Origin of the sequence: Nocardia sp. NPDC051321 (assembly GCF_044455225.1) — a bacterium.
GTDB lineage: Bacteria > Actinomycetota > Actinomycetes > Mycobacteriales > Mycobacteriaceae > Nocardia.
On record NZ_JBITEM010000025.1, the window covers coordinates 67,394 to 90,349 of the forward strand.

Annotated in this window: 21 protein-coding genes and 1 rRNA gene; 9 read left to right on the forward strand and 13 right to left on the reverse strand. The window is 66.2% G+C overall.

Going from position 1 to position 22,956, the window contains the following annotated elements; genetic code table 11:
* Nucleotides 1–77: 77 nt before the first annotated feature.
* Together ACIA8C_RS40955 and glgP are read right to left on the reverse strand one after the other, a co-directional pair.
* Entirely contained in the window at nucleotides 78–1,403 is a 1,326-nt protein-coding gene (locus ACIA8C_RS40955; RefSeq protein ID WP_397144564.1) for an NCS2 family permease, read from the reverse strand.
* A gap of 167 nt (nucleotides 1,404–1,570) precedes the next feature.
* The gene (gene glgP, locus ACIA8C_RS40960) at nucleotides 1,571–4,159 is read right to left on the reverse strand and encodes an alpha-glucan family phosphorylase (protein ID WP_397144531.1); all 2,589 of its coding nucleotides are present in this window, start codon (nucleotides 4,157–4,159) and stop codon (nucleotides 1,571–1,573) included.
* Nucleotides 4,160–4,363: 204 nt separating this feature from the next.
* Between glgP and ACIA8C_RS40965 the strand changes: the two genes are divergently transcribed.
* A complete protein-coding gene (locus ACIA8C_RS40965) occupies nucleotides 4,364–4,561 on the forward strand; it encodes a hypothetical protein (RefSeq protein WP_397144533.1) in 198 nt (65 codons plus the stop codon).
* A complete protein-coding gene (locus ACIA8C_RS40970) occupies nucleotides 4,555–4,881 on the forward strand; it encodes a type II toxin-antitoxin system PemK/MazF family toxin (RefSeq protein WP_397144535.1) in 327 nt (108 codons plus the stop codon). The genes ACIA8C_RS40965 and ACIA8C_RS40970 overlap by 7 nt, the downstream gene beginning before the upstream one ends.
* Nucleotides 4,882–4,924: 43 nt before the next feature.
* Here ACIA8C_RS40970 and ACIA8C_RS40975 read toward each other — a convergent pair whose 3' ends face one another.
* Complete coding sequence (locus ACIA8C_RS40975; protein WP_397144537.1) at nucleotides 4,925–5,467, reverse strand: DUF4262 domain-containing protein; 543 nt, start codon at nucleotides 5,465–5,467, stop codon at nucleotides 4,925–4,927.
* Between the two features lie 202 nt (nucleotides 5,468–5,669).
* Here ACIA8C_RS40975 and ACIA8C_RS40980 point away from each other — a divergent pair, with 202 nt between their 5' ends.
* From ACIA8C_RS40980 to glgB, 3 genes are read left to right on the forward strand one after another with little or no spacing between them, the layout of a single operon-like run.
* Nucleotides 5,670–6,311 carry a LysE family translocator gene (locus ACIA8C_RS40980; protein WP_397144539.1) on the forward strand — a complete coding sequence of 214 codons (642 nt, stop codon included), beginning with the start codon at nucleotides 5,670–5,672 and terminating at the stop codon, nucleotides 6,309–6,311.
* 53 nt (nucleotides 6,312–6,364) lie between these two features.
* Nucleotides 6,365–8,365 (forward strand): maltotransferase domain-containing protein, encoded by a 2,001-nt coding sequence (locus tag ACIA8C_RS40985; RefSeq protein WP_397144541.1) that lies wholly within the window; start codon nucleotides 6,365–6,367, stop codon nucleotides 8,363–8,365.
* 14 nt (nucleotides 8,366–8,379) lie between these two features.
* Nucleotides 8,380–10,518 (forward strand): 1,4-alpha-glucan branching protein GlgB, encoded by a 2,139-nt coding sequence (glgB, locus tag ACIA8C_RS40990; protein WP_397144566.1) that lies wholly within the window; start codon nucleotides 8,380–8,382, stop codon nucleotides 10,516–10,518.
* 6 nt (nucleotides 10,519–10,524) lie between these two features.
* Here the strand turns inward: glgB and ACIA8C_RS40995 are convergent, their stop codons facing one another.
* From ACIA8C_RS40995 to ACIA8C_RS41005, 3 genes are all read right to left on the reverse strand, one after another.
* Entirely contained in the window at nucleotides 10,525–11,376 is an 852-nt protein-coding gene (locus ACIA8C_RS40995; RefSeq protein ID WP_397144543.1) for a tetratricopeptide repeat protein, read from the reverse strand.
* A 61-nt stretch (nucleotides 11,377–11,437) separates the two neighbouring features.
* A complete protein-coding gene (locus ACIA8C_RS41000) occupies nucleotides 11,438–11,815 on the reverse strand; it encodes a DUF3817 domain-containing protein (protein WP_397144545.1) in 378 nt (125 codons plus the stop codon).
* A gap of 186 nt (nucleotides 11,816–12,001) precedes the next feature.
* Complete coding sequence (locus tag ACIA8C_RS41005) at nucleotides 12,002–13,210, reverse strand: acetyl-CoA C-acetyltransferase (RefSeq protein ID WP_397144567.1); 1,209 nt, start codon at nucleotides 13,208–13,210, stop codon at nucleotides 12,002–12,004.
* Nucleotides 13,211–13,327: 117 nt separating this feature from the next.
* On the opposite strand from ACIA8C_RS41005, the gene mce reads away from it, so the two are divergent.
* Both mce and ACIA8C_RS41015 read left to right on the forward strand, forming a co-directional pair.
* Complete coding sequence (mce, locus tag ACIA8C_RS41010) at nucleotides 13,328–13,789, forward strand: methylmalonyl-CoA epimerase (protein ID WP_397144569.1); 462 nt, start codon at nucleotides 13,328–13,330, stop codon at nucleotides 13,787–13,789.
* Nucleotides 13,790–13,875: 86 nt separating this feature from the next.
* Entirely contained in the window at nucleotides 13,876–14,877 is a 1,002-nt protein-coding gene (locus ACIA8C_RS41015) for a hypothetical protein (RefSeq protein ID WP_396997807.1), read from the forward strand.
* Between the two features lie 173 nt (nucleotides 14,878–15,050).
* On the opposite strand, the gene ACIA8C_RS41020 is transcribed toward ACIA8C_RS41015, so the two are convergent.
* Entirely contained in the window at nucleotides 15,051–15,359 is a 309-nt protein-coding gene (locus tag ACIA8C_RS41020) for an ATP/GTP-binding protein (RefSeq protein WP_397144547.1), read from the reverse strand.
* A 260-nt stretch (nucleotides 15,360–15,619) separates the two neighbouring features.
* Between ACIA8C_RS41020 and ACIA8C_RS41025 the strand changes: the two genes are divergently transcribed.
* Together ACIA8C_RS41025 and nucS are read left to right on the forward strand one after the other, a co-directional pair.
* Nucleotides 15,620–16,336, forward strand: coding sequence for a rhomboid-like protein (locus ACIA8C_RS41025; RefSeq protein WP_397144549.1), 717 nt, complete (start codon nucleotides 15,620–15,622; stop codon nucleotides 16,334–16,336).
* A 37-nt stretch (nucleotides 16,337–16,373) separates the two neighbouring features.
* Complete coding sequence (gene nucS / locus ACIA8C_RS41030) at nucleotides 16,374–17,060, forward strand: endonuclease NucS (RefSeq protein WP_397144551.1); 687 nt, start codon at nucleotides 16,374–16,376, stop codon at nucleotides 17,058–17,060.
* A 10-nt stretch (nucleotides 17,061–17,070) separates the two neighbouring features.
* On the opposite strand, the gene rd is transcribed toward nucS, so the two are convergent.
* The 6 genes from rd to rrf all read right to left on the reverse strand — a co-directional run.
* Nucleotides 17,071–17,274 carry a rubredoxin gene (gene rd, locus ACIA8C_RS41035; protein WP_397144553.1) on the reverse strand — a complete coding sequence of 68 codons (204 nt, stop codon included), beginning with the start codon at nucleotides 17,272–17,274 and terminating at the stop codon, nucleotides 17,071–17,073.
* Nucleotides 17,271–18,359, reverse strand: a complete 1,089-nt coding sequence (locus ACIA8C_RS41040; RefSeq protein ID WP_397144555.1) for a fatty acid desaturase — start codon at nucleotides 18,357–18,359, stop codon at nucleotides 17,271–17,273. Before ACIA8C_RS41040 ends, rd begins: the two co-directional genes overlap by 4 nt.
* A 54-nt stretch (nucleotides 18,360–18,413) precedes the next feature.
* Nucleotides 18,414–19,523, reverse strand: coding sequence for an SDR family oxidoreductase (locus tag ACIA8C_RS41045; RefSeq protein WP_397144557.1), 1,110 nt, complete (start codon nucleotides 19,521–19,523; stop codon nucleotides 18,414–18,416).
* A complete protein-coding gene (locus ACIA8C_RS41050; protein WP_397144559.1) occupies nucleotides 19,520–21,781 on the reverse strand; it encodes an MMPL family transporter in 2,262 nt (753 codons plus the stop codon). The genes ACIA8C_RS41045 and ACIA8C_RS41050 overlap by 4 nt, the downstream gene beginning before the upstream one ends.
* A gap of 188 nt (nucleotides 21,782–21,969) precedes the next feature.
* Entirely contained in the window at nucleotides 21,970–22,569 is a 600-nt protein-coding gene (locus tag ACIA8C_RS41055; RefSeq protein ID WP_397144560.1) for a hypothetical protein, read from the reverse strand.
* Nucleotides 22,570–22,868: 299 nt separating this feature from the next.
* Nucleotides 22,869–22,956: ribosomal RNA gene (gene rrf, locus ACIA8C_RS41060) — 5S ribosomal RNA — on the reverse strand; the annotation flags it as partial.

Here is a 22,956-nt window from a genome sequence, read left to right on the forward strand (position 1 = left end):
TCCGATTATCACACAGGGCACCCTAACTCTCCAAGACCCGGTCTTATTCTGATCTACGTTTCCACCCTGCGCAGGGTTCATTCCGCCAAGAAGAAGAAATACCCGAGGAATATCACCAGCAGGGCCCACATCGCCGGATGAACTTCCTTGATCCGGCCCTTGGCGACCATGACGATCGGGTAGAACAGCATTCCCATGGCCAGACCGTTGGCGATCGAGTACGTCAGCGGCATCATTACGATGGTGATGAACGCGGGCACCGAATACTCGAGCCGATTCCAGTCGATCTCGCCGAGCGCACGCGACATCAGCACGCCGACCACGATCAGCGCGGGCGCGGTCACCTCCCCGGAACCCGCGACCACGGCGAAGATCGGATAGCAGAACATGGCGATCAGGAACCAGCCCGCGGTGGTGACGGCGGTCAATCCGGTGCGCCCGCCCGCGGATACGCCCGCGGTGGATTCGACGTAGGCGGTGGTGGTGGAGGTGCCGATGACGGCGCCCGCCATGGTGCCGACGGAATCGGCGGCCAGCGCGCTCGCGGCACGCGGCAGTCTGCCGTCCTTGTCGAGCAGGTTGGCCTGGTTGGCGACGCCGATCAGGGTGCCGGAGGCGTCGAAGAAGTCGACGAAGAGCATGGTGAGGATGACGACGGCCATCTGCCCGGTGAACGCGTCGGGCAGATGGATGATCGCCTGACCGAAGGTGTGCTCGAGCCCCTTCGGCGCCGCGACGACACCGTTGGGCAGATCGACGAGCCCGCTGACGATGCCGACGCCCGCGGTGAGCACGATCCCGTACAGCACAGCGCCGTGCCAGCCGATGACGAGAAAGACCACGGTCACCACGAGCCCGAACAGCGCGAGCAGGGTGGTGCCCTTGGTGAAGTCGCCCAGGGTGACGAGGGTTGCGTCGCTGTTCACCACGATGCCCGCGTTCTTCAACCCGAGGAACGCCACGAACAAGCCGATGCCCGCGCCGACGGCGAGCTTCATCTGCATCGGAATCGCGTTGAGGATGCGCTCGCGCACCTTGGTGACGGCGAGCACGAAGAAGATGATCCCGGACAGCAAGGTGCCCGACAGCGCGACCTGCCACGGGATGCCCATGCCGAGCACCACCGAGTAGGCGAAGAACGCGTTGAGCCCCATGCCTGGCGCGAGCGCGATCGGATACTTGGCCCACAGCCCCATCACGAGGGTGCCGAACACCGCGGCGACGGCGGTCGCGGTGAACACCGCCTGCATCGGAATGCCCTTGGCGCCCAACGCACCTTCGTCGCCGAGCACCGACGGGTTCACGGCGAGGACGTAGGACATGGCGAGGAACGTCACCGTGCCTGCCATCAGTTCGCGTTTCATGGTCGAACCAGTCGCGCTGATGCCGAAGAACGCGTCGATGCGACCTCGGGGCTCGGTCGGTACGGCGGTGGCCATGGGCGATCTCCAGTCGGGGAGTGGTACGAGCGTGCCCAGGCACGTTAGCCGACGATTCACTGAATCGGAGAATTCGCCCCGACCGATCCCGCTCGGACCGTCCTCGACCTAAAAGGGCTGGTGCGGCCGTTTCAGGCGTTGGGTGCGGCAACCAACCCGAGCTCGGCGTCGCCGGCGAGCAACTCGTTGTGTGGCAGCACCCGCACCGTGTAGCCGACGGCCCCGGACAGCGGAACCGGCGTGTCCACGGTGAAAAGGTCGACGCCGGAATCGGATCCGGCGTGCGTCATCGCGACGGTGGTGACGTCGGAGAGGTCGTCGGTGGTCGATACCCGGCCGAGCACCGCCTGCACGACGACATCGGCGACCTGCAATCCGCCAAGGTCGATCCGCGCGGTCAGCGACAGGCCGGCCCCGATGATCGGCGTGTCCGGCAGGCCCGCGCTGTCCACCTGGATCACCTTCACCGACGGCCACGCCGCTTCGACGCGGCGCCGATAGTCGGCGATGGAGCGGGCGACGGCGAACTCGTCGGCGGTCGCTCGCTGGTAGGCGTTGGCGGCGGGCGCGTAGTACTCGACGGCGTAGTCGCGAACCATCCGCGAGGCGAGCACCTTCGGGCCGAGGGTCTGCAGAGTGTGGCGCACCATCTCGACCCAGCGCACCGGCATTCCGGCGGCGTCGCGGTCGTAGAAGCGGGGCGCGACGGTGCGCTCGAACAGGTCGTAGAGCGCGTTGGCCTCGAGGTCGTCGCGGCGGTGTTCGTCGGTGACGCCGTCGGCGGTCGGGATGGCCCAGCCGTTCTCGCCGTCGAACATCTCGTCCCACCAGCCATCCCGGATGGACAGGTTGAGGCCGCCGTTGAGCGCGGACTTCATGCCGGAGGTGCCGCACGCCTCGAGCGGGCGCAGCGGATTGTTCAGCCAGACGTCGCAGCCCCAGTACAGATAGCGGGCCATCGACATGTCGTAGTCGGGCAGGAAGACGATGCGGTGGCGCACCTCGGGATCGTCGGCGAAGCGGACCACCTGCTGGATGAGCGCCTTGCCGCCGTCGTCGGCCGGATGGCTCTTGCCCGCCACCACCAGCTGCATCGGCCGCTCGGGGTCGAGCAGCCTGGCGCGCAACCGCTCCGGGTCGCGCAGCATCAGGGTGAGCCGCTTATAGGTCGGCACCCGGCGGGCAAAGCCGACGGTCAGTACGTCGGGGTCGAAAACGCTGTCCACCCAGCCCAATTCGGCTTCCGCCGCACCACGGTCCAGCCAGGACGCGCGCACGCGGCGGCGAACCTCGGCAACCAGGATGGCGCGCAACGCGTTCCGCGTCGACCACAGTTCGCCGAGGTCGACGTCACGCAGCCGCTCCCAGCCGCGTGACTCTTCGACGAGCTCGGCACCGATATGCTTGCGCGCCTTGTCGAACCATTCGCGGGCGGCCCAGGTCGGCGCGTGCACACCGTTGGTGACCGAACCGATCGGCACCTCGGCCGCATCGAATCCGGGCCACAGCGCGGCGAACATTTCCCGGCTGACCTCGCCGTGCAGTTTCGATACGCCATTGGCGCGCTGGGCAAGTCGCAAGCCCATGTGCGCCATGTTGAAGACCGACGGATCGGCCTCGCGGCCAAGCGCGAGGATCCGATCGACGGAAAGCCCTGGGAGCATCGCGGATTCGGATTCGCCGTGCGCGCCACCGAAGTAGCGGCGCACCATCGGCATCGGGAACCGGTCGATACCGGCGGGGACCGGGGTGTGCGTGGTGAACACCGTGCCTGCCCGCACCGCGGCCAGCGCGGTATCGAAATCCCTTCCGGCAGAGACGAATTCACGGATACGCTCGACGCCGAGGAAACCGGCGTGGCCTTCGTTCATGTGGAACACGTCGGGGTCGGGCAGTCCGTTCGCGTTGGTGTAGGCGCGCACCGCGCGCACGCCACCGATGCCTGCCAGGATCTCCTGCCGGATCCGATGCTCCTGATCGCCGCCGTAGAGCCGGTCGGTCACCGCGCGCAGTTCCGGATCGTTCTCCGCGATATCGGAATCCAGCAATAGCAGCGGCACCCGCCCGACCTGCGCGATCCACACCCGAGCCCGCAGCACCCGCTGATCGGGCATCGCCACGTGAATGAGCACCGGCGCCGTCTCCGCACCACCATTGTCCGAGGTGAGCAGCCGCAACGGCAGACCTTGCGGATCCAAGTCCGGGTAATGCTCGGTCTGCCAGCCATCCGCCGACAGCGTCTGCCTGAAATAGCCGGAGCGGTACAGCAATCCGACACCGATCAACGGCAGGCCCAGATCCGACGCCGCCTTCAGATGGTCGCCCGCCAGAATCCCGAGCCCACCCGAATAGTTCGGCAGCACCTCGGTAACACCGAACTCCATGGAGAAATAGGCGATCCCGCGAACGCCCTCCTCCCCCGCGCGCCGCTCGAACCAGCTCGGCGCGGCCAGGTAGTCCCGCAGATCCGCCGCCGCGGCATCCACCCGCCGCACATACTCCGGATCCGCCGCCAGCTCATCCACCCGCGAGGCGGGCACCTCCCCGAGCATCCGCACCGGGTCGTGCCCCATCTCCAACCACCGCCGCGGATCCATCTCGGCAAACAAATCCTGGGTCGCCGGATGCCACGACCACCGCAGATTCGTAGCGAGCTCGCCGAGCGCGGCCAGCCGCTCAGGCAGATGGGCACGGACGGTGAATCGACGCAATGCCTTCACCCGCCGAACCCTACCGAACGTCGCGGCTCCCGGCCGCCCCGGCAGTGTGGCTCACAGCGGCCGCGCATTTCCATCCGGCAGCATGTCGGCTCCGAATACCTACATGTACGCACAAAGCAAGACCCACATCAGTCGCCTCAAGGGGAGGAACTCATGATTACCGCAGAACAGGCAGTTGTCTTACCAGTGTCGTACACTTGTCACATGGCCACCATCACTTTTCGTCCGACTGCCGATGACGAGCAAATCATCAACCGTGCCCGCCACGACGACGAGAACACCACCGACGTCATCCGCCGCGCCCTGCGGCTACTCGATCGTGAAGAATGGCTGGCGCAGGCCAGAATCGATGCGGCGACGCTGCGTGATGAAGACCTGAACGAAGAGCCCGACGCATGGTGAACGTGATACGTGGAGCAATCCACCGCGTCGACTTCGGCGATGCCAAACGCGGCCATGAGCAACGCGGACGACGACTTGGGATCATTGTGTCGCCTACCGATCTGATCTCATCGGTGGTGACAGTTGTCCCTACGTCGACCTCGGCGCGGCCTAGCATATTCCGGCCGAGGGCCGAGATCGACGGACGCGAAACGATGTTGCTGATCGATCAGATACGGACCATCGATCTGGACTACCTGGGCAAGTTCGTGGAGATGCTGAACCGGACCGACATGGCCGCACTCGACAACACGATAGGTCGGTTCCTCGGAATCGGTTGATCTACAACGCAATCCCGACTCGTTGCTCGCGAACGCGCATGCATCAGAGGTCGGCGGTCCAGATGCCCGCCGGGTGCTCGTCCGGCTTCAGCCACAGTTGAGGCTGTCGACCTCTGTTTCGCTCTTGTGCCCGTTCTTCCCAGTGGAAGTGGTGGTCAGCGTCGGGCCACGCGACCTGGAGGACAGGGAACGAAGACTCTCGGTAGAAGCCGATGGCTCGGCCGAGGTAGGGGCGGTACCAGCTCGGGTCGACGGAGCGGAGGGCGACCGGGCGGCCCTCGATGACATCGTCGTCCCGCTGGCCGTCTGTCAGGACGGCGCCTGCGGCAGCCTTGGCACCCAGTGTGTTGAGCATGCTGTGCATCACGTGTACGTCGAGACCGAACATGGCCAGTTCGGGAGTGCGGTGGGTGTGGGTCAGGCCGATCGTGTAGGCGAACTGGATGTCGCCGTCAATGACCTTGACGACGTGCCAGCCGTGTTGTCGCACGTCATCGATGATCCGCAGATCCACCCCGTCCACTTCGTCTCGGTCGCCGTAGTCGTGATGTAGAACGCAGCGGCATTCGAATGACTCGTCAAGCACGGAGCCGACTCTACGACGCGTGCCGGAATCCCCGCTAACCCCAGTTTTCGCTGCGTACAGCGGCCAGGCACTCGTCGTAGCGGTCGATGATGTCGCCCTTACCGCCGTTGTCGACCCAGGTCATCGAGGCGGCATCCAGGCACGCGAACGCCGAGCATAAATACGGTGGCACGCACGATGATCGACGTGCCAGCATCGACTGATGCCGCACTGGGTCGCCGTTCTTCCGCAATTCCTGCTGGCCTCATTGATTCTGGCCGCGCTGCCCGGACCTGCCACGGCCCTGTTCCTGCAACGCGCGGTCAGAGACGGCCGCAAGGCGGGGCTGGCCGCGGTCGCCGGGAACGAGATCGGGGTGCTCGGCTGGAATATCGCGGGTGGCGCGGGATTGTCGGTGCTGCTGGTCGCCAACCATTACCTGAATACCGCGATGCACGTCGTCGGCGCGCTGGTGCTGATCTGGCTCGGCGTGCAGGCCTGGCGCGGCGCGCGCAATGACGACGAGTTCGGCAGCACCATGACGAAGATGCTGCCGTCGGGGCGCACACCCGGCGCGGCGTTCCGTGCGTCGCTGGTGTCGATCGCGGCGAATCCGAAGGCGGCGGTGTTCGGGCTGACGATCCTGCCGCAGTTCCTGCCGTCCAGCGGTCCGGTGCTGCCGACCGTGATCGCGCTGGTGTTGATCCAGTTGGTGGTCGACACCGCGTGGTGCGTCGGCGTCGTGCTGGCCGCCGACCGAGCGGGCAACTGGCTGCGGCGAACCGGCATCCGGCAGCGGATCGAACGCGCGCTCGGCGCGATCCTGGTCGCGCTCGGCCTCGGTCTGGCCGCCGACGCCCGCTGACGCAGTCCCCCGCTGATCCCGTGCATCCCGGCCCCTGCCGGTAGGTTGGGACCGTGACCGGCCGCATCGCAATCGATGACACTGCCCCGTCCATCGCAGGCGGTCGGCCCGCCAAGGCCGTCGTCGGGGAGGTGTTCCCGGTGCGCACCGTGGTGTGGCGAGAGGGGCACGACGCTGTCGCGGCCACGCTGACCGTGCGCGGGCCCAACTCCGCGCGCCCGATCCGGATCCGGATGGCACCCGATCTCGAGCCGGACGTCTTCAACGCCACCTTCACCCCGAACCTGCCCGGCGCCTGGACCTACCGCATCGAAGGCTGGAGCGATCCGATCGCGACCTGGCGCTCGGCGGTGGAGGCGAAGCTCGCGGTCGGACAGAACGCCGCCGATCTGGACAACGACCTCGAGATCGGCGCCCGCCTGTTCGACCGGGCCGCGCAGGCGGTGCCGAAAAAGCAGTTCGAGCGGTTACGCGCCGCGGCCGCCGCATTGCGTAGCGGCGAGCAGCTACCCGCCAGGGTGGCGCCGGCGTTCGCCGAGGAGATCACCGAGATCCTGCGCGCGACACCGTTGCGCGACATGGTGACTCGCGGCCCACAGCACACCGTGCAGGTGGAACGGCAACGCGCGCTGTACGGCTCCTGGTACGAATTCTTCCCCCGTTCCACCGGCGGCAGGGACAAGGCGGGCAAGCCGATCCACGGCACCTTCGCCACCGCGGCAAAGGAATTGCCGCGCATCGCCGCCATGGGTTTCGACGTGATCTACCTGCCGCCGATCCATCCGGTCGGCGAGGTGAATCGCAAGGGCCGCAACAACACCCTCGTCGCCGAGCCTGGCGAGGTGGGGTCGCCGTGGGCGATCGGCTCGAAGGACGGCGGGCACGACGCCGTGCATCCGCTGCTCGGTACCGCCGATGACTTCGCCGAATTCGTCGACACCGCAGCGCAACTCGGCCTCGAGGTGGCCCTCGATCTGGCGCTGCAGTGCGCGCCCGACCATCCCTGGGTCGCCGCCCATCCGGAGTGGTTCACCACCCTGCCCGACGGCACCATCGCCTTCGCCGAAAATCCGCCGAAGAAGTACCAGGACATCTACCCGGTCAACTTCGACAACGATCCCGACGGCCTCTATGCCGAGGTGCTTCGCGTGGTCCGGCATTGGATCGCGTTGGGCGTCAAGATCTTCCGGGTCGACAACCCGCACACCAAGCCCGCCGACTTCTGGGAGTGGCTGATCGCCACCGTGCGCCGCACCGACCCGGACGTGCTGTTCCTCTCCGAGGCGTTCACCCGCCCGGCCAGGCTGTACGGCCTCGCCCGTCGCGGCTTCAGCCAGTCCTACACGTATTTCACCTGGCGCGTGGCGAAGTGGGAGCTCACCCAGTTCGGCGAGGAACTGGCGGCCAAGGCGGACGAGGCCAGACCGAACCTTTTCGTCAACACCCCGGACATCCTGCACGAGAGCCTGCAGCACGGCGGCCCCGGCATGTTCGCCATCCGCGCGGTGCTCGCCGCGACCCTCGGGCCCAGCTGGGGCGTGTACTCCGGTTTCGAGCTATTCGAGCATCAGGCGGTCCGGCCGGGCAGCGAGGAATACCTGGATTCGGAGAAGTACGAGTTGCGCCCGCGCCCGTTCGCCGAGGCGCTGGCGCGCGGGGAATCGTTGGAGCCGTGGATCACTCGGCTGAACGAGATCCGCCGCGCGCATCCGGCACTGCAGCAGTTGCGCTGCATCCACTTTCACCACGTCGACAACGACTCGCTGATCGCCTACTCGAAGGTCGATCCGAGCAGCGGCGACGCGGTGCTGGTAGTGGTGAACCTGAACCCGTTCGCCGCCGAGTGGGGCATGGTCTCGCTCGACCTGCCCGCCATCGGCCGCGAATGGCACGACCATCCGGTGGTGCACGACGAGGTCAGCGGCGAGGAATACCACTGGGCCCAAACGAATTACGTGCGGCTCGACCCGTCGGTATCGGTCGCGCACATCCTCACCCTGCCCCCGGTCGCGCAGCAGGCACGCACCGAACTCGCGTATCGGAGCACACTGTGAAACGCCGGGATCTGATGCTATTGGCCGCGGGCACGCACGGTGATCCGCACACCGTGCTCGGCGCGCACCCGCATCCGGACGGCACCGAGATCAGTGTGCTCCGCCCGCACGCGGATTCGGTGAGTGTCCGCGTCGGCGGCACCGACCATCCACTGAAGTCGTTGGGGCACGGCATTTTCGCCGCGGTACTTCCGTACCCCGATCTGATGGACTACCGCATCCGCACCACCTATCCAGGAGGCCAGACCATTCTCTCCGCCGACGGCTACCGATTCCTGCCGACGGTCGGCGAACTGGACCTGCACCTGATCGGTGAGGGCCGCCACGAGCGCCTGTGGGATGTGCTCGGCGCACACCCGCGCCACTACACCACCCTCGACGGCGACGTGGACGGCACCTCGTTCGCGGTGTGGGCGCCGAATGCCCGCGGCGTCACCGTGATCGGCGATTTCGACGGCTGGAGCGGGACCACCGCCCCGATGCGCGCGCTCGGCTCGTCCGGCGTGTGGGAGGTGTTCGTGCCAGGCGTCGGGCCGGGCACCAAGTACAAGTTCCGCGTGCACGGTGCCGACGGCCGCACGATGGACCATGCCGACCCGATGGCGTTCGCGACCGAACTGCCGCCCGCCACCGCGTCGGTGGTGACCGAGAGCAACTACGTCTGGCACGACCAGGCGTGGCTCGATACCCGCGCGTCCACCGATCCCACCCGGGCGCCGATGAGCGCCTACGAGGTGCACCTCGGTTCCTGGCGTCCCGGCCTCGGCTATCGCGAATTGGCCGACCAGCTGGCCGATTACGTGCAGGCGGCGGGATACACCCACGTCGAACTGCTGCCCATCGCCGAGCACCCCTTCGGCGGCTCGTGGGGCTACCAGGTCACCTCGTATTACGCGCCAACCGCGCGCTTCGGCTCCCCGGACGACTTCCGCGCCTTCGTCGATCGGCTGCACACCGCGGGCATCGGCGTGCTGCTCGACTGGGTGCCCGCGCACTTCCCGCGCGACGAATGGGCGCTGGCCCGCTTCGACGGCACCCCGCTCTACGAGCACCCGGACCCGCGCCGCGGCGAGCAACTCGACTGGGGCACCTACATTTTCGACTTCGGCAGGCACGAGGTGCGCAACTTCCTGGTGGCCAACGCGCGCTACTGGATCGAGGAATTCCACATCGACGGCCTGCGCGTCGACGCCGTCGCCTCCATGCTGTACCTGGATTACTCACGCCCAGAAGGGGGTTGGGAGCCCAACGTGCACGGCGGCCGGGAAAACCTCGAGGCCGTCGACTTCCTGCAGGACCTCAACAACACCGTGCACCGCCACCATCCCGGCGTGGTCACCATCGCCGAGGAATCCACCAGCTGGCCCGGCGTGACCCGCGGCACCGACGTCGGCGGCCTCGGCTTCACCATGAAATGGAACATGGGCTGGATGCACGACACCCTCGGCTTCCTGCAGCGCGACCCGATCCACCGCTCCTGGCACCACAACGAGATCACCTTCTCGGCGATGTACGCGTGGAGCGAGAACTTCGTGCTGCCGATCAGCCACGACGAGGTGGTGCACGGCAAGGGCACGCTCTGGACCAGGATGCCCGGCGACGATTTCGCCAAAGCCGGTGGCGTGCGGGCACTGCTGGCCTACATGTGGGGCCATCCCGGCAAGCAGTTGCTGTTCATGGGTCAGGATTTCGGCCAGTTCCGCGAATGGTCACACGACCGGGGGCTGGACTGGCAGGAGCTGGAAAACCCACTGCACCAAGGGATTACCACCGCGGTGCGCGACCTCAACGCGGTCTACCGCGCCCATCCCGCGCTGTGGAGTCAGGACACCACCCCGGGCGGCTACTCCTGGATCGAGGCGAACGACCAGGCGAACAATGTGCTGGCGTTCCTGCGCTACGGGTCGGACGGTTCCGTGGTCGCGTGCGTGTACAACTTCTCCGGCTCGGTGCACGGTGCGTACCGGGTCGGCCTCCCCTTCGCCGGGCAGTGGACCGAGATCCTGAATACCGATGCCGCCGAATACGGCGGCTCCGGCATCGGAAACCTGGGCGCCGTCAAGGCCACTGACGAAGGCTGGCACGGTCGCCCGGCCTCCGCCACGATCGCGTTGGCCCCCAACAGCGCCGTCTGGTTGGCCCCGAACAGCTGACCCGGCTCAGTACAGCGCGGCTGCGAGCTTACGACGCGCGGCGACCACGAACGGCTCGGCCTGATCGAACAGTTCGAAGAGTTCCAGCAGCCGGGTGCGCGCCTTGGTGCGCTCGTCGCCCGCCGAGCGCTTGACCACCGCGATGAGGCGATCGAACGCGGCCTCGGGCTGCTGGTTGAGCATCTCCACGTCGGCGGCGTCGAGGGCGGCATCCACATTGCCGGGATCGGCGTCGGCGGTCGCGAGCGCGGACTCCGTGAGCCCCTGCGCGCGACTAAGAAAGCGCAGCTGACGCAGCGCGCCCTTGGCCTCCTCGTTGCCCGGCTCCGCGGCGATGATCGCCTCATAGGCGGCCTCGGCACCGGCGTAGTCACCCTGCTCCAGCGCCGTCTCCGCGGCGACGAAGCGGGGATCCTCCGGCACCTCCTCGGGCTCCTCGCCGCCGGGCAGCTTGCCGGCCACGGCGTCGATGACCGCGCTCAGCCACTGCCGAACCTGGGCCTCCGGCTGAGCACCCTGGAAGTCGGCGAGCGGCTGGCCCCCGGCGACCGCGATGACGGTCGGGATGCCCTGCACGCCGAACGCCTGCGCGATCCGCATATTGGACTCGGCCTCGACGGTGGCCAGGTCCCACGCTCCGCCGCTCTCGCCGACCAGTCGCTCCAGCGTCCGGACCAGCTCGACGCTGCCCGGGCTGCGCTGCGAGTACAGCGCGACGACCACCGGCACCTGCACCGAACGGCGTAGCACCTTGGTCTCGAAGTTCGCCTCGTCCACCGCGTAATCGCCACCACCGGCCGCGGCGGGTGCGCCGGCGGGCGGTTGCTTCAAACTGGAGAGATCAACTGCCCCGGACATGGCGGCGACAGCGGCTGGCGAAGGGCGGCGTGCGGCAGGTCGAGTCACGGTTTCCAGTTTGTCACGACGCCGCAGTGGCCGGGGCTCCGGAGTCGGCAGAAACCGCGTTGCTCAGCTCACCGAGCTTGCCCGAACGGACCGCCCAGATCTCGAAAAGCACGGTGCAGAACGGCGGGATGCTGGACACCAGCGCGAGCACCGTGGTCTTCGCGGCCCAGCCGAGCTCACGCGAGGCCACGATGGTGGTGATCACGAACAGCACGAAGATGATGCCGTGCGTCATGCCGAACACCTTGACCGGCCACAGCACCGGCTCGGGGAGTCGCTTGAATACCATGCCGACGATCAGGAACACCCAGGAGATCGCCTCGAGCACCGCGATGAAACGAAACCGCTTTGCGACAGTACTCAGGTCGAAGACATTGCCCATGCGCACCATTGTGCCGTATGCACTACGACGTGTCGTAGTGGGACGAGTCACATCGAGTGGGCGCTACTCGACATCGCGATGACCACACTCCGTCATCGCGGCGAAAGCCGCAATCGGGACACAACTTTCGCCGGAGACACCGCAGCCCCCGCGAAGCTGTTCGCGGGGGCTGTGGCGAAAACTCGGTTGCCGGGCCTACACCCGGACGATCAGCGCATCACCCTGGCCGCCACCACCGCACAGCCCGGCAGCGCCGACACCGCCACCGCGGCGCTTCAGCTCGAGCACCAGGTGCAGCAGGATGCGCGCGCCGGACATGCCGAGCGGGTGCCCGATCGCGATCGCACCACCGTTGACGTTCACCTTCGCCGGATCAATACCCAGCTTGCGGGTCGACGCCACGCCAACCGCCGCGAACGCCTCGTTGATCTCAACGAGGTCCAGGTCGGCAGGCGAAATGCCTTCGCGCGCACAGGCCTTCGCGATGGCGTTGGCAGGCTGGTCCTGCAGCGTCGAATCCGGGCCCGCGACAACGCCCGCGGCGCCGATCTCGGCGATCCAGCTCAGACCCAGCTCCTCGGCCTTGGCTTTGCTCATCACCACGACCGCGGCGGCGCCGTCGGAGATCTGCGAAGCGGTGCCAGCGGTGATCGTGCCGTCCTTGCGGAACGCGGGGCGCAGCTTGGCCAGCGACTCCGCGGTGGTGTCGGCGCGGATGCCCTCGTCGGCGGCGACCACCAGCGGGTCACCCTTGCGCTGCGGCACCGAGACCGGCACCACCTCGTCGTCGAAGACGCCGTTCTTCCACGCCGCCGCCGCGCGCTGATGCGAGGCCGCCGCGAACGCGTCCTGCTGCTCCCGGCTTACCTCACCCACCCCGTCGGCTCCGCCTCCTGCCGTCCCCCTGACCGGCTCGGTGTCGTTGCGCTGTTCGGTCAGCGCGCCCATCGGCTGGTCGGTGAAGATGTCGTGCAGGCCGTCGTAGGCCATGTGATCGCGCAGCGTGACGTCGCCGTACTTGAAACCCTCGCGGCTCTTCTCCAGCAGATGCGGGGCCTGGCTCATCGACTCCTGGCCGCCTGCGACGACGATCTCGTACTCGCCCGCCCGAATCAGCTGGTCCGCCAACGCGATCGCGTTGATTCCGGACAAACAGACCTTATTCACTGTGAGCGCGGGCACATCCATCGGAATGCCCGCAGCCGCGGCCGCCTGCCTGGCCGGGATCTGGCCGGCGCCCGCGGTGAGCACCTGGCCCATGATCACGTAGTCGACCTGCTCGGGCGCGACGCCACCCTTTTCCAGCGCGGCCTTGATGGCGAAGCCGCCGAGATCGGAACCGCTGAAGTCCTTGAGGCCGCCGAGCAGCCGACCGACCGGGGTACGGGCGCCGGAGACGATCACAGTAGTCACGACAAGCCTCACTATCTTGATTCGCAGGATTGGCGTACTCCACGGTAACCGCTCCGCCCGAGTTGCCGGTACGCAGGTAACGGCTACCTTCGAGTGGTGAGCAACGTTATGGATTCGTCCGATTTCATCCCCGCGGACTACGTCGTCGCCATCGACCACGTCGGTGTCGCCGTGCCCGACCTGGATGTCGCGGTTGCCTGGTATGCCGAGAATCTCGGCATGATCGAGACCCATCGCGAGGTCAACGATGCCCAGGGCGTGCACGAGGCGATGCTGTCGCTGCCCGGCGCCCCCGATCGCGGCACTGCCCTGCAGTTGCTGGCGCCGCTCAACGAGGAGTCGACCATCGCTAAGTTCATCGGTCGTAACGGACCGGGCCTGCAGCAACTGGCGTACCGCGTCACCGATCTCGATGCGGTCTCCGCGCACCTGCGCGCGCAGGGCCTGCGTTTGCTGTACGAGGGCGCGAGGCCTGGAACAGCGGATTCCCGCATCAATTTCATCCATCCGAAGGATGCTGGCGGTGTGCTGATCGAGTTGGTCGAGCCGAACGCGAATGTTACGCACTAGTATCAAGATCGGGCGGGCAAAACTCTTCGGAATCACATTCGCGGTCGAGTCACCATCAGGTCTCTGTAGGCTGTAGTTTGTGTGCCATGTCGTCACCTGAGTCCGATCGCAATCGCTTCGTTGCACTGCCCTTCACCGTTGTGCGCAAGGGTTATGCGCAAGACGAGGTACGCAACTACTTCGACCGCTTCGACGCCGAACTAAGGGTCACCGCTACCGACCGGGATGCTGCTGCGGCACAAGCCCGTAACCTCGCGAGCCAGCTCGAGGATGCGCGTGACGAGATCGACGAGCTCCGCAAGGAGGTCGACCGACTCTCGGTGCCGCCCACCACCGCGGAAGGCATGTCCGACCGCATCTCCCGGATGCTGCGGCTGGCCTCCGACGAGGCCTCCGAGGTCCGTGCCCTGGCACAGGCCGAGGCCGCGGAGATGGTGTCGATCGCGGAGCAGCAGGCCACCGAGATGCGTGGCAAGTACGAGTCGTTGCTGGCCGAAACCAAGGAAAAGCGCGAGGCGCTCGAGATCGAGTTCGAGCAGACCCTGGCCAACGCGCGCACCGAGTCCGCCAAGATCATCGAGGCCGCGCAGGCCGAGGCCGACCGCCTCGGCAAGGAAGCCGATGCCAAGCGCAAGGCGACCCAGCAGGACTTCGAGGTCACCATGGCCGAGCGGCGCACCAAGCTCACCCGCGCCATGGAGGAGCTGGAGGCCACCAGCCGCGCCGAGGCCGCACAGCGGATCAAGGACGCGACCGACGAGGCAAACCGCCTCATCACCTCCGCGACCCAGACCTCCGAGCGCAAGATCGCGCACGCGAAGGAACTGGCCGAGGAAATGCGCGTGCTGCGTGGACGCGTGCTCGCCCAGCTGCTCGGCATCCGCGGCCAGCTCGACTCGGTGCCCGCGATGCTCGCCGCGGTCAACCGGGAAAGCGAACTGCTGGACGGTGTTCCGGACCAGCGCAAGTCGATCGGCAACAGCACCAAGCAGGTCTCGGGCTCCAGCCGCAAGGCCATCCCCGAGGTTGCCTCCGAGGAAGACGACATCGTCGACGAGGAGCGCGAGAACGCCGACATCAGCAACTAAAACTGACTGACGGCGGGCCACGCGGCGACTAACGCACAACCCCAACCGAATTCAACCCAAAGGCCGCCCCCAGTGGGGCGGCCTTCCTAATTCCCGGCGGGCAGTACTTACCCGGAATCGCCACCGGCAACCGGACATTGGGCACGAACCTCGCGACCCGCCTCGTCGGCACCCTACGACCAGCGCCGGGTGATTCCACGAGTCTGGCGGCCATTCCAGCAACCGCGGTGCCAATGCCTGCGATCGTCCTCGCCGCCGTCGGCGGGCCAGGCGACGATGTGGGCGACGCCCTGGACGATTTCATGGTCGCACCCCGGGCAGCGGTAGATCTTCACCGCACGGGCGCCTGGGATGGTGCGAACGATGTATGTCTCGTCGCCGTCCGGCCCCGCCTCGGTGCGGCCGAAGACATCACCGAGCGGTGTGCCGCCCGTCCGCGAGCGGCCCGTGTGACCGTCTGCGCGTGGTTTCCGACGAGGCATGCTCCCAGACTATTACTCGGGCCCGAGGTGCCCCGGAACGGCCGTGCGCCGCATAGACCCATGCCCGCATTGAGACTGCCTGGTCAGCTCGTTCGCCATGCCGGGATCGGCGCCATGTGGCACAGTGGGGCACCGCCGTTATGCCGATCTCGATGTGCACCGGCGATCAGTTTCGCAGCAATTTCACAGGGAATACCCTGATCACGCGCAGCAGCGGACTCGATCATGGATGAGACACCGCACAGAACACGGAGGTACGCATGGCCGTCGCCACGACCACGGACGACCTGACAACGGTCGTCAGTTCTCGCTGGTGGCGACCGAGGGTGCCCGCGACCGTCGGCTACCTGGCCACGCTCGTCCTCGTCACGTCGATCTTCTCCGCCTTGAGCGACTCGGCCCAGTCGAAGGTGGTGCTGCACGCCAGCACCAATCTGCACAACCTGCTGCAAGGGCGCGTCGTCACCCTGCTGTCCAGCGCGCTGGTCATCGGCGACGTCGGCACCGCGTGGCTGATCATGCCGTTGCTCGCCTGCCTGCTCGGGCTGGCCGAGCTGCGCTTCGGCGCGCTGCATATGGTGCGCGTCTTCCTGGCCGGCCACATCGGCGCGACGCTGCTCGTGGCCGGCGGGCTCTGGGTGGCCGTCGAATTCGATTGGCTGCCCGCGAGTGTGCGCTGGAGCGAGGACGTCGGCATCAGTTACGGCTCGATGGCGTTGATCGGCGCCCTGATCTTCGTGGTGCCGAATCGGCTGCGGATCGCCTGGGCCGCAGTGTGGTTCGTGGCCGCGATCGGCGGCGTGCTGCTCGGGCAGACCTTCACCAACGTCGGCCACCTGCTGGCCTTCTGCATCGGCTCGGCCGTCGGCTACGGCATGATCCGCACCAAGACGCCGGTCACTCGCCGATTCACCCGGGTCGAGCAGGCACTGCTCACCACCAGCGCGATATTGGCCGCGGCGATCCTGTTGGGCTGACGGCAAGCTCCCGCACCCGGTCACCTACAGTGCTTGGGTGCGCCTAGTGATTGCTCGCTGTCAGGTCGACTACGTAGGGCGACTCACCGCCCATCTCGCGATGGCCCGCCGCTTGCTCTTGGTGAAAGCGGACGGCTCCGTCCTCGTGCACTCCGACGGCGGCTCCTACAAGCCGCTCAACTGGATGAGCCCGCCGTGCTGGCTGGAAGAGCGCGGCGCCGACGACATCCCCGAGAGCGCGAAGGCGCTCTGGGTCGTCACCAACAAGGCAGGCGAGGAACTCCGCATCACCATCGAGGACATCGAGCACGACTCCTCGCACGAACTCGGCGTCGACCCCGGCCTGGTGAAAGACGGTGTGGAGGCCCACCTTCAGGTGCTGCTCGCCGAACACGTCACCACCCTCGGCCCCGGCTACACCCTCGTCCGCCGCGAGTACATGACCGCCATCGGCCCGGTCGACCTGCTCTGCCGCGACGCCGACGGCGCCACCGTCGCGGTCGAGATCAAACGCCGCGGCGAGATCGACGGCGTCGAACAGCTCACCCGCTACCTCGAACTCCTCAACCGCGACCCGCTACTAGCCCCCGTAGCAGGCGTTTTCGCGGCCCAGCAGATCAAGCCGCAGGCCCGCACCCTCGCCGAAGACCGCGGAATCCGTTGCCACGTCCTCGATTACGACGCCCTGCGGGGTACGGAGAGCACCGAATTCCGGCTTTTCTGACGCCGCGGCGTCAGTCCTCGTACGGAACGAAGTCCGCTTTCCGCGCGCCACACACCGGGCACACCCAGTCGTCCGGGATGTCGGCGAATGCTGTGCCCGGTGCGATCCCGCCGTCCGGATCGCCCTCGGCGGGGTCGTAGATCATCCCGCAGGTGACACAGATCCACAACTGTACGATTGCCGACTTAGTCGCCGCCGCAACGTGATTCGTCATACCTCCACCGATCCTGTCGTCGAGGCGGCGAGCCCGAAGCGGTTGGCGCGGCGGAAAGTGCCGAAGTCGTTGAATCGGACCCCGTGCGTCCGCAGGACCACCTGGCATTCGGCCCTGATCGCCTCGCGGACATAGAACGGGTCACGGACGAGGAAATGATGAATGGCGTGGGTGCCACCGAAGTTGAAACACAGCGCGTGCGCAGGCCACAACCACTTGGCGGTCCAGACCTGAGTCTGCTGCAGCACATTGTGCGGCTCGACATCACCGTAGTAGTGCATATTCGAACTGACGAAATGCAGGCAGAACGTACGGATCATGTTGGGGGCCAACAAAGTCACGGCCACGACGTCCAATGCGTGATGCGCGCTCGGATAGGCGATATGGCCACCGAACAACTCGTAGAGATGAACGCCGATCGTGAGGTACCAAAGCCCGTAATGCACGGCGCTGAGCGGGAAATAGCCGAGCGGCGTCGTCACGGCGAGGCGGCGAGACTCCTCGGGATCCCGGGCCGCCTGCGCCACATACGCATGGACGAGCCGACGCATATGAAAGGGCCGCAATGCGTACCCCAGCATGGTGTCCAGCAGGCCGAGCAGGCGATGGCCACCCCATCGTTGCCCGTTAGTGATACCCCGCTCCTCCAAATCGGAGTCGGTCCCCGACATCTCGTGATGATGCAGATGCAACCGGCGCCGCACCCAGGGATTGATGGTGCTCGGCCGAAACAGCCAGACACCCAACATCATCGAGTTGTGCACCCATTTGTTCGTACGGAAGTACATCGAGTGGATGAGGTCGTGCTCGATTTCATGCAGCAGCGACAACCAGAGGGCTGTCACCAATACAGTTGCCCACCAAGGCAGTAGGCCCGTCGCGTACAGCGCGGCATCGCCGAGAACACCGATGATGGCGGCCACGAAGATCGCCATCCCCATCTCGTCCTGATGGCCATCGATCCACGGATGCGTAGCCCGCCAGCGGTCGCCTACGCGCATGATCTGTCCCCGGATAAGCGCGATCTGGTCCGCGTCATGCTCCGCAAGGCCACGTTCGCCGGGCAGCCGAGTCGCGAATCGCATGCTGTCTCCTGTCGTGAATCGCCAGTGTCTGCGTCTGCTGCCGCGGCCGACCGATCAGGCCGCCCGCACCTCACTCGCGAGCCCGGTGTGGTCGAAGTACCACCCGATCAGCGCGCGGAGATAGTCTCGATCCATCGGGAAGTCGATGGGTGAGCCGTATCGTTCGGCGACACTTTGCTCGAAGAACTTGGCCCCCTCCACATGTGGTGCGTAGAACTGCATCGTGCGATGGAATCTGCGCTCGATCGGCGTGAACCCCACTGCCGAGGTGACATATTCCGGTTCAGGTATGCCGGTCATCGATGACATGACCGCCATGAAGTCCCGCATAGTAGGCGCGGAACCGTTCGTCACATGGACGATGCTTTCCTCGAGATCCGGCCGCATCGACAGCGAAACCGCCTGCCGCACCAGCAGATCGACCGGAACGAGGTTGATCTCCGCGGCCGGGTCGGCCAGCATCCGCCGTTGCCGCAGCACGAAGTTCGGGCCGAAAACCTTCTGCACTCGCCGCTTGAACCGACATGCCTCCCGCATCAGTCCATAGAGACCCGTGCAGCTGGTGGCCGCGAAGGTCTCGCTGTGCCCGACCACGATGCTCGGCCGCCAAGTTCGAGTCATCATCGAGTCACGCTGCAGGACAGCACTTTCCGCCAAACACTTGCTCAGTTCGTACTGATTGTTCGGCCTGACATCGGGCCGCACGGCGGACTCCGCGATTCTCCCCATGGCGGCACCGGCCACGTAGGCGGTACTGACGTAGTTGAACCGGTCGACGCCGATCCGCTCGGACAGGTCGAGCAACCGATCGGTGCCGCCCACGTTGACCGCGAAGATCTCGTCCCGACTCCGGTCCTCGTATTTGAGCGACGCCGCACAATGCCACACGTCGGTAATGTCGTGGGCAGGTAGGCGCCGGACGATCTCGATGGACGTCAGGTCCCCGGCCACAACATGCAGCCGACCACGGTGCCGATCGATGAAATCCCCTGCTAATCCATATGATTCGGCCGCCGCGCGCAAGGCGGACAAGCATCGCCGCGCGGCATCCGAGTCACCGTCCCGCACGACCAAGTGGATCGGTGCGTCGGTCTGCTCCAGCAATTCCAGAGTCAGCGCACCGCCGACGAAGCCGGTCGCTCCGGTCACCAAGTAAGCACTCATTCGATCCTCGCCAAAGGGTTGGGAACAGGGGCTATGGTGCGCTCGGCAGCAGGTCGACCACCCCGATCGAGCTGCGCAGATCGCATAATCCTGGGAAACCACCAGTTCCACCGGCCCATGATCTGCATCAACGCGGGCACCAGGATGAGTCGGATCAACGTGGCGTCGATGATCAACGCGACGGCGATGGCGAATCCGAACACCCGCAGGCCACTGACATCGGAGACCAGCAGGCTGCCGAACGCGACGGCAAGGATCGCCGCCGCCAGCGAGATCGGCCGAGCGGTCCGCTGCAGACCGACCGCGACCGAACGACGATTGTCTCCGGTGGCCAGGTACTCCTCCTGGATTCGGCGAACGAGGAACAATTCGTAGTCCGTGGACAGCCCGAACAGCAGGACGAACACGATCAACGGCACTTGCGGCCAGATGAGCCCAGGGCCTGCCGAGCCGGGTATCTCGTCGCCGCCGTCGCCCTGGAACAGCAGCACCGTCAGCCCGAACGCCGCACCGGTCGCCAGCAGGCTCATCGCTATTGCCTTCAGCGGCAGGAGCAGGCTGCGCAGCACTACGACCAGCAGCGCGAACATCATCGCCAGCACACAGCCGATCACCCACCACAGTTTCACCGAGGTCTCGGTGAGTAGGTCGGTGACCAGCGCACTGGATCCGCCGACCAGTGCCAGGTGCCCGGGCGGAGCAGCCGCAGGCACAATCTGCGTGCGGATCCGCTGCACCAGCCGCACCACGGCCGGCGAGTCCGGCAGATGTCGCGGGATGACCAGCACGGCGGTGAGGTCGACACCGTCGTCGAGCGGACTGGCCGCGGCGACCTCCGGGTCCGCGCGCAGAGCAGCCAGAAGCGGTCTGGTGTCCGGCTTTTCGGTGTCGGCGGGCCGCCGGAGCAGCACGAACACCGTACCCGTCAAACCGGGCGCGTCTTGGTCCACGATTTCCTGACCGACGCGGCCTGGCGTGCCGGTCAGCGCTTGGCGTTCCATGTTGATGCCGAGCCGCATATCGAGCACGGGCGCGGCCGCCAACAACAGTCCGGCCGTGACCGCTACGGCGTACGGCCAGGGATGCCGCATCAGATGCTCAGCCCAGCGCGCCAGCCGCGGCGGACCGTCGGCCCCGGTGGAGCTGAGTGGAGCGCGACGTGACGTCCGTCGAGGCCGCCATTCGAGCCAGCGGGTGAGCGACACCAGAGCCGCGGGCAACAGGGAGACCGAGGCCGCCAACGCGACCGTGGTCACCGCCATGACGCCGACCGCGGCCTGCACGAATACATGCCAGCGCACCAAGAACAGGGTCAGGCACGCCAAAATCAGGATCAATCCCGAATACACCACCGTGCGGCCCGTGGTGCCCGCCGCCGTGGCGACAGCGTCCTCGGGGCTGGCCCCCGCGGCCAGTTCTTCCCGGTAACGATTCGTCACGAACAACGCGTAATCAATGCCGACTCCCAAGCCGATCGCGTTCACTCCGACAAGCAACATCCCGTCGACGGGGAACACCCCGGCCAGTAACGCGAATGCGCCAAGGGTGGTCACCACCGCCGCGCCCGCGATACCCGCGGGCACCAACGCGGCCACCGGAGACCGCAGTCCGACCAGCAGGACAAGTATCGCCGCAGGCACCGCGATCAGCTCGATGCGCATGAGATCTGCTATCTCTGCCTGCTGCACTGATTGACCGAATGCCGCGACCCCGACCAGATATGTCCGCACGGTGCCGCCGGAAACCGCCTGTGCCGCTTGGTCGATCGCGGCCTGTTGGGCTGGTATCCGGTCCTGGCGGTCTCGGTCGTCACCGGAAATGCCGACCAGCACGTACGCCGTGTGCTCGTCATGGAACAGCGGGCGCAGTGGCTCCATCGTTTCGGGCATTGCCGTCGCCCGGGTGTGGTCGCCGACCATCGGCAACGACACCACACCGGAGATGCCGTCCTGCTCACTCAACGCGATCTTCCCGGCATCGACCACGGCCTGGAAGGTCGGTTCGACGGCGCGCAGCGTCGAAGAATGGAATACCGCGATCATCGGATCCTTGCCGAATGACGGCAGCGCGGCACCGAGGATTTCGCCCGCCTGTTGCGATTCCGAGCCGGCGACCTCGATCGGCGGCGACACCACGGACGTCAGTAGCTGCGGCAGGCCGAGCAGGCCGATGACGATAGCGAGCAGCCACCCCGCGAATACCCGACGCCTATGTCGGGCCATCAACACGGCCAGGCGCGCCAAGGCATCTTTGCGCATGTCAAGCACACTCCACCTCTTTTGAACACCTCGACGCACCGCCACTGTCGGCGCCAGATACAGCAGACCGAACCCAAAAATGAGCGGCAGGCATCAATCGAACCGGGGCGTCGTGCTGCGCTGACAGCTTCAGCGCAGCACGACGAAAAGCTAAGGCGCCGTTGATCGAACGACTACGCAGCGGTCTGCTACTTCTCGATCGCCGCGTTGACCTTTGTCGCCGTGAAGGTATCTGTCGGAATCGAACTCGTCTTGCAGTCCGTCATCGTGATGCCCTTGATGGTCGCTGTGGCAGTCACCTTTTCACCGTTGTCGTTCTTGCCTGTCGCAGTAGCGGTCGCAGGCTTGCCGTCCAGGGGCACGGTGACCTTGATGTCACCGCCCTTGGAAAACTCCTCGCCTTCTTTCGCCTCGCCGTTGGCTTTGTCGACTTCCGCCGTCAGCTCGCAGGACTTGCCGTCCTTGCTCTCAGCCGCCGTGATCGGCCCCGACGTGCCGTTCGCTCCCGCTCCCACGCAGTCTTCGTTGTCCGCGTAGTTGCTGAAATCCTTGGTCAGCTTCGCGGTTCCGATGACGTCGGAGCCCTTCTTTTTGATAGTGACCGAGCCGGTACCGTCGGTGCAGTTGGACGTCGCCGCTGCGGTAGAGCTCGGGGCATCAACCACGTGGTAACCGATTGCGGACACGGCCAACAACCCTGCGGCTACATAAGCGACGCGCCGCGTTGTCCTGTAGCGGCTGCGTGTCGAGCTTGTCGATTCGACATCATCGTTTCGTCCCATTGCCATCGCAAACCTTCCCATCGACTGTGAGATCACTAGAACGCCCCGCGGGTCTAGAACCCGGAACAGAGGCTGTCACGATCCTGCTTAGAGCCTGGTGAAGAATTGGACTGCGAGCAGAACCTACCATCCGGAATGGTCATCTAGCATTCGTTGCCGAAGCGCATCAGGATGGAATTATTTACCCAGGTCAGGGACTGATCGGTCGACTATTCGATGAGATGTCAAGGACGTCGCGTGTGATGGCGAGCCATAGAAACGACGAAAGCCCCCCAGCGTGAGCTGGGGGGCTTTCGTGAATGATGTTCCGGCGGTGTCCTACTCTCCCACACCCTGTCGAGTGCAGTACCATCGGCGCTGGCAGGCTTAGCTTCCGGGTTCGGAATGGGACCG

What these genes read in the sequence shown, in the direction of transcription:
- mce (WP_397144569.1), top strand. Translation starts at nt 13,328, where the DNA reads ATGGATTCGTCCGATTTCATCCCCGCGGACTACGTCGTCGCCATCGAC.
- ACIA8C_RS40980 (WP_397144539.1), top strand. Translation starts at nt 5,670, where the DNA reads ATGCCGCACTGGGTCGCCGTTCTTCCGCAATTCCTGCTGGCCTCATTG.
- glgB (WP_397144566.1), top strand. Translation starts at nt 8,380, where the DNA reads ATGCTATTGGCCGCGGGCACGCACGGTGATCCGCACACCGTGCTCGGC.
- ACIA8C_RS41025 (WP_397144549.1), top strand. Translation starts at nt 15,620, where the DNA reads ATGGCCGTCGCCACGACCACGGACGACCTGACAACGGTCGTCAGTTCT.
- ACIA8C_RS41045 (WP_397144557.1), bottom strand. Translation starts at nt 19,523, where the DNA reads ATGAGTGCTTACTTGGTGACCGGAGCGACCGGCTTCGTCGGCGGTGCG.
- rd (WP_397144553.1), bottom strand. Translation starts at nt 17,274, where the DNA reads ATGACGAATCACGTTGCGGCGGCGACTAAGTCGGCAATCGTACAGTTG.
- ACIA8C_RS40970 (WP_397144535.1), top strand. Translation starts at nt 4,555, where the DNA reads ATGGTGAACGTGATACGTGGAGCAATCCACCGCGTCGACTTCGGCGAT.
- ACIA8C_RS40965 (WP_397144533.1), top strand. Translation starts at nt 4,364, where the DNA reads ATGGCCACCATCACTTTTCGTCCGACTGCCGATGACGAGCAAATCATC.
- ACIA8C_RS41020 (WP_397144547.1), bottom strand. Translation starts at nt 15,359, where the DNA reads ATGCCTCGTCGGAAACCACGCGCAGACGGTCACACGGGCCGCTCGCGG.
- ACIA8C_RS40995 (WP_397144543.1), bottom strand. Translation starts at nt 11,376, where the DNA reads ATGTCCGGGGCAGTTGATCTCTCCAGTTTGAAGCAACCGCCCGCCGGC.
- ACIA8C_RS41040 (WP_397144555.1), bottom strand. Translation starts at nt 18,359, where the DNA reads ATGCGATTCGCGACTCGGCTGCCCGGCGAACGTGGCCTTGCGGAGCAT.
- ACIA8C_RS41050 (WP_397144559.1), bottom strand. Translation starts at nt 21,781, where the DNA reads ATGCGCAAAGATGCCTTGGCGCGCCTGGCCGTGTTGATGGCCCGACAT.
- ACIA8C_RS41015 (WP_396997807.1), top strand. Translation starts at nt 13,876, where the DNA reads ATGTCGTCACCTGAGTCCGATCGCAATCGCTTCGTTGCACTGCCCTTC.
- ACIA8C_RS41055 (WP_397144560.1), bottom strand. Translation starts at nt 22,569, where the DNA reads ATGGCAATGGGACGAAACGATGATGTCGAATCGACAAGCTCGACACGC.
- ACIA8C_RS41000 (WP_397144545.1), bottom strand. Translation starts at nt 11,815, where the DNA reads ATGGTGCGCATGGGCAATGTCTTCGACCTGAGTACTGTCGCAAAGCGG.